This is a genomic window from Pseudomonas sp. GW460-LB5 (assembly GCF_059423245.1).
Genome location: NZ_JBWKXT010000102.1, coordinates 1 through 4,834, shown reverse-complemented (window position 1 = coordinate 4,834; position 4,834 = coordinate 1). Strand labels below are relative to the sequence as shown.

4 protein-coding genes and 3 pseudogenes are annotated in these 4,834 nt (G+C 61.4%); 2 read left to right on the top strand and 5 right to left on the bottom strand.

All coding sequences use genetic code 11. From position 1 onward, the window contains the following. Positions 1-182: 182 nt before the first annotated feature. From AC07XM_RS30330 to AC07XM_RS30315, 4 genes and pseudogenes are all read right to left on the bottom strand, one after another. Positions 183-413: pseudogene (locus AC07XM_RS30330) on the bottom strand (TraR/DksA C4-type zinc finger protein); the annotation flags it as partial. 96 nt (positions 414-509) lie between these two features. Continuing rightward, complete coding sequence (locus AC07XM_RS30325) at positions 510-1,127, bottom strand: dTMP kinase (RefSeq protein ID WP_016486799.1); 618 nt, start codon at positions 1,125-1,127, stop codon at positions 510-512. A gap of 76 nt (positions 1,128-1,203) precedes the next feature. Further along, positions 1,204-1,566, bottom strand: coding sequence for a P1 family peptidase (locus AC07XM_RS30320; RefSeq protein ID WP_023049032.1), 363 nt, complete (start codon positions 1,564-1,566; stop codon positions 1,204-1,206). A gap of 12 nt (positions 1,567-1,578) precedes the next feature. Further along, a pseudogene (locus AC07XM_RS30315) lies at positions 1,579-1,850 on the bottom strand (APC family permease); the annotation flags it as partial. On the opposite strand from AC07XM_RS30315, the pseudogene AC07XM_RS30310 reads away from it, so the two are divergent. After that, a pseudogene (locus tag AC07XM_RS30310) lies at positions 1,851-1,988 on the top strand (helix-turn-helix transcriptional regulator); the annotation flags it as partial. A gap of 100 nt (positions 1,989-2,088) precedes the next feature. Continuing rightward, entirely contained in the window at positions 2,089-4,629 is a 2,541-nt protein-coding gene (locus AC07XM_RS30305; RefSeq protein ID WP_023049033.1) for an HWE histidine kinase domain-containing protein, read from the top strand. Positions 4,630-4,753: 124 nt separating this feature from the next. On the opposite strand, the gene AC07XM_RS30300 is transcribed toward AC07XM_RS30305, so the two are convergent. Continuing rightward, positions 4,754-4,834: hypothetical protein (locus tag AC07XM_RS30300; RefSeq protein WP_370593837.1), on the bottom strand; the 81-nt coding region annotated here is incomplete at its 5' end.

Genomic DNA, 4,834 nt, shown 5'->3' with positions numbered 1-4,834 from the left:
TTTGTGCGAGACAGTGGCTCTGCACAGGGTATGCAGATTGGCCGCCAGCGCAGTTTATACATGCCTAGCGAGTCAACTTGGCCCTGCTGTCTTACTCAAAATCCAGAAGCCTGCGCGGTCACTGTGGGAGCGGGCTTGCCCCGCGAACACCGGCCAAGCCGGTGCCATCCACGCCTAGAGAATCAAGCTTCGCGTATAGGCCGCTCCTGGCGTTCCTGCCGCTCCTTGGCCTCGATGCTCAGTGTCGCGGTCGGCCGCAGCAGCAAGCGCTTGAGGTCGATGGGCTCGCCGGGGTCCTTGCACCACCCGTACTCACCCCGTGCAATGCGCTCCAGGGCTTCGTCAATCTTGTCCAGCAGCTTCTTTTCCCGCTCAAGCAGGCGCAGCTGCCGTTGCCGCTGCTCTTCCTCTGCGCAGTCCTTGACCCACAACACTTTGCACGGCAACCCATTCATGCGTTGTATTGAGGAAACCGGGCTGTAACAGCCAGAACATGTTGCTGGCACAACTCACATGTGTGCAAGCACGCCCTGTATCTCGCCAACTACCTGCCGCGTCGCCTCGTCGATCGTCCCCTCATTACGGCACAACACCCAGCCGTACTCTGCAACGGCACGCTCGAACGCCTCGGTACAGGCCACCTGCTCATCAAGGTTGTAGATCACCGTACTGCCAAGCCCACGCGTACGCGCTGCGGCTCGTGCCCATGAGGTTTCAGCGGCTGTGACAACCCCGACATGCAAATCGGGCACTTGCACGTTTCGCTCAAGGTTCAGGCGCAAGATCTGGTCAAAAGGCACCGTGCGACGAAAAGCAGCATCAGAGGGATACCAGCGATCAATCAGGATGATGCTGTCAGCTGGCTGCCTGGGCAGCACATGCCGGGAAATCCAGGCGCGGCTCTCTGCAAAGCGCTCGCACACCTTGAACTCCAGGTCCGGGCATGGGCTTCTGGCAAGCTGGTTGACCAGGACCATGGTCTCGCCCCGGTAAGGGTCGTTGTTTCTTTCGCAAAGGCGGATCACCTTATTCCCGTCCAGGCGCAAGGCTTGAGTGACGGCCTCCAGCAGCGTGGTCTTGCCGGTACCCTTGGGCCCATCGATAGCAACAAACAGCGGGCGGTTCATCGTTCAATACCCGTTGGCTCAAGCGCGGAATGAAAGCATTGATCGTGGCTTGTCTTCAAGCGATTCGCTTGCTGCGTTAACCCTGAGCTTTCCAACCCACTTGCTCAAGGGCCTTCAGCAACCGCGAACCCTCCAGGCCTGGCACTTCTCGCCCGTCCTCTGTTTGCAGGGTCCTGCCTGCCAGGATCGCGTTGACAATGGCCTCTTCTACCGCATCGGCCGCTGCCGCGAACAGCGGCGAAATATTGGCAAAGCACGGTTGATGGCGCGCCGGGCCTTCGCGGGGCTCGATGACACTGACACCGGTGCGTACAGGCTTGCCGTTATGGTGCTTGCTCAGGGTGGCGTGGCCAACCCGTACACCCGGCACATCGGTAATGGCGTTGTGGGGGCCAGGCCGACCAAGGCCCAGCGTGATACCGAAATCGCGTGCTCGCATCTTGTCTCTCGCTCAAAGCTTCTGGAAAGCCGGGCTCAACTTGCCATACGTGCCGTACAGCAACACGGAAGTAATCAGAATGCCAAGAATGATGAAAATGTCCCGGGCTGAAGCCGTACTTAACAGGGTCGTCAACAGGTACCCGGCCCCGTCACCGCAGCCAGGGCCGGCAGTGGCCACAGCGGCATCCGGTAAGGGTGCTCACGGTCGCGGCGCAGCACGCGGCTGAACAGCGCGCACATCCCGACCACCAGGTACACGCACAGGATCAGCAGTACGGTGAAATCTCGCCAGAAACCATAAAGGTGAACCGGCGTCATCTGTACGCGAAGCTGAACATATCGTCTCACCCCGAGCTGTTTTCGATGTTCATACGAGAATTGGGTTTCACAGATGAACGGGCACATACCCCGTCAACCTGAAAAGGCAGCCACTCGGCAATGCCCAAGGCGGACAATGCCTGCTAGGCTGACGGTGGCGGCCCTTTTGGCAGCCTACTCTTTACCCTTAGGCACGGGCCAAATGACCTCCGATCCGCAAGTAAACCTGACCAACTGCGACCGCGAACCGATCCAGATCCCTGGCAGCATCCAGCCCCACGGCTGCCTGCTGGCCTGCGATGCATCCGCGACCGTGGTCCTGCGCCATTCGCTCAATGCCCCGCATTTGCTGGGCCTGGCAGGCGATATCAACGGGCAGAAGCTGCACACAGTCTTAGGGGACGAGGTAGCCCACACCTTGCGTAACGCGTTGGCCCGTACCCGCGAAGCCTCGCGCCCTGCACTCAGCTTTGGCGTGATGCTGCCCAACGGCCAGGCCTTCGATATCGCCGCCCACCTGTTCAAGGGTTCGGCCATCCTGGAGTTCGAACCGGCGGGCGCCAGCATCGCCGAGCCCATCGAACTGGCCCGCACCCTGATTACCCAGCTGCGCGAAACCGCCCAGACCACCAAATTGATCCGCGACGCTGCCCGCTTTGTCCGCGCGGTGCTGGGCTACGACCGTGTAATGATCTACCAGCTCGGTGCAGACGGGGCTGGCCAAGTGGTAGCGGAAGCCAAGCGCGGCGACCTCGAAAGCTTCATGGGCCAGTATTTCCCCGCCACCGACATCCCGCAGCAGGCCCGAGCGCTTTACCTGCGCAACCCCATCCGGGTGATCTCCGATGCCCAGTTCAAACGGGTCGCCATCGAGCCTGTCCTTGACCCGTCAGGCGAACCGCTAGACCTGTCCTACGCGCACCTGCGCAGCGTGTCGCCGGTCCATTGCGAGTACCTGTGCAACATGGGCGTGGGCGCCTCCATGTCGATATCGGTGATCGTCAACGGCGAGCTGTGGGGGATGATCGCCTGCCACCACTACACGCCACGTACACTGACCATGGGGCAGCGGGTGGCCGCCGAAATGTTCGGCGAGTTCTTCGCGTTGCATCTCGAGACCCTGCGCAGCCGGCAAAAACTCGAAGCCGCCGTGCGGGTTCACAACGCACTGGACGACATCGTGCGCGATGCCACCCTGTCAGTGGACCTCGATGGGTTCTTCCACTCACGCCTGCCGCAACTCATGTCGCTGATCCCCTGCGATGGCGTCGGCATATCGCTGCAAGGCCGCTGGGTATCATCCGGGCTGGTATTGCCGAAGGCTGCCGTGCCCGAACTGTTGAACCTGGCAGGCAGGGTCACCGATGGCCGGACCTGGGCGTCCAACCGCCTGTCGATGGTGCATCCCTCTGCCCAGGCTTACTTCACCGACGTCTCTGGCGTTTTGATCATCCCGATATCGCAACAGCCGAGGGACTACCTGATCTTCTTCCGCAAGGAGGTCATCGAGACACTCGCCTGGGCGGGGGACCCTAACAAGACCTACGACAGCGGGGCGCTGGGGGATCGTCTGACACCGCGCAAAAGCTTCGCCGTCTGGAAAGAAACCGTTCACCAGCATTCGCTGCCCTGGACCGAGCAGGATCGCCAGTTTGGTGATGCCATCCGCACCGCCATCGTCGAAGTGGTGCTGCACAACAACGAGCTGCTCGCCGGCGAGCGATCGAAGGCAGAAGTGCGCCAGCGCATCCTCAATGAAGAGCTCAACCACAGGGTCAAGAACATCCTGTCGCTGATCGGGGCATTGGTTGCCCATCCGACCGCTGAGGGGCAGACACTCCAGGACTATGTGACGACATTGAAAGGTCGTATACAGGCATTGTCACTGGCCCATGATCAAGTGGTGCGGGGTGATGGTGGCGGTCGCCTGGAGAGGCTGCTGGAGGCCGAGCTTTCGCCCTATCGCACGGCTGCCGGCATGATCGAGCTGCAGGGCCCTAACGTCATCCTCGATGCGCGCGCCTACTCGGTAATGGCCCTGGTGCTGCACGAACTGGCTACCAATGCGGCCAAGTACGGCGCGCTATCGCGGGCCGGCGGCAGGCTTTCGGTAAGCTGGGCACTCGACGCCGCGAACGCCTGCGCCATCAGCTGGCGTGAAAGTGGCGGGCCAACGGTACGCCCGCCCAGCCGCAGTGGCTTCGGCTCGGTACTGATCGACCGCAGCATCCCGTTCGACCTGGGCGGCACCAGCACAGTGGAGTATTACCCCGAAGGCCTGCAGGGCTTTTTCAGTATCCCGGCCAAGCACCTTACCATTGCCGAAACCTTCGAACCCGTCATCCCGGCCTCGGCCATGGCCCGCGTGCGCGATACCTTTGCAGCGCGGGAGGACTTGTGCGTGATGATCCTCGAAGACCAACTGGTGATTGCAGTGGGCTTGGAGCAGATTCTCACCGATGCTCAAATCAAGCACGTGATCACCGCTAATTCCGAAGCTGAGGCAATGCAACTGCTCGCCGGTTGCACACCGGATGTGGCCATACTGGATGTCAACCTGGGTACCGGCACATCCATTTCCGTGGCCGATGAACTGTTACGCCGTCAGGTTCCCTTCCTCTTTGCCACCGGCTATGGCGACGGTATCAGCATTCCCGAGCACTTGAAGGCTGCCCCCGTAGCGCGCAAGCCTTACGACGCCAACAGCATCCTGGCCAGCCTGCAGGGCCTGTTGGATCGTTGACGGAAGCGACGGAGATTGCGTGGCCTGCGAGGCCTGGGATAACACCGGCCTTGCCGGTGCGCGGCTGAAACCGCTCTTGCAGGAGGGCAGCGCCAGCCTTGAAGCTGGCGCCGTACCTTAGGGCTTATACCGCCAGCGCACGCTCACGCAGCTCGCTGTTGAGGATGCGGTCGTTCTCGCTGTAATCGACCGGGCAGTCGATCAC

What these genes read in the sequence shown, in the direction of transcription:
- AC07XM_RS30325 (WP_016486799.1), bottom strand. Translation starts at nt 1,127, where the DNA reads ATGAACCGCCCGCTGTTTGTTGCTATCGATGGGCCCAAGGGTACCGGC.
- AC07XM_RS30320 (WP_023049032.1), bottom strand. Translation starts at nt 1,566, where the DNA reads ATGCGAGCACGCGATTTCGGTATCACGCTGGGCCTTGGTCGGCCTGGC.
- AC07XM_RS30305 (WP_023049033.1), top strand. Translation starts at nt 2,089, where the DNA reads ATGACCTCCGATCCGCAAGTAAACCTGACCAACTGCGACCGCGAACCG.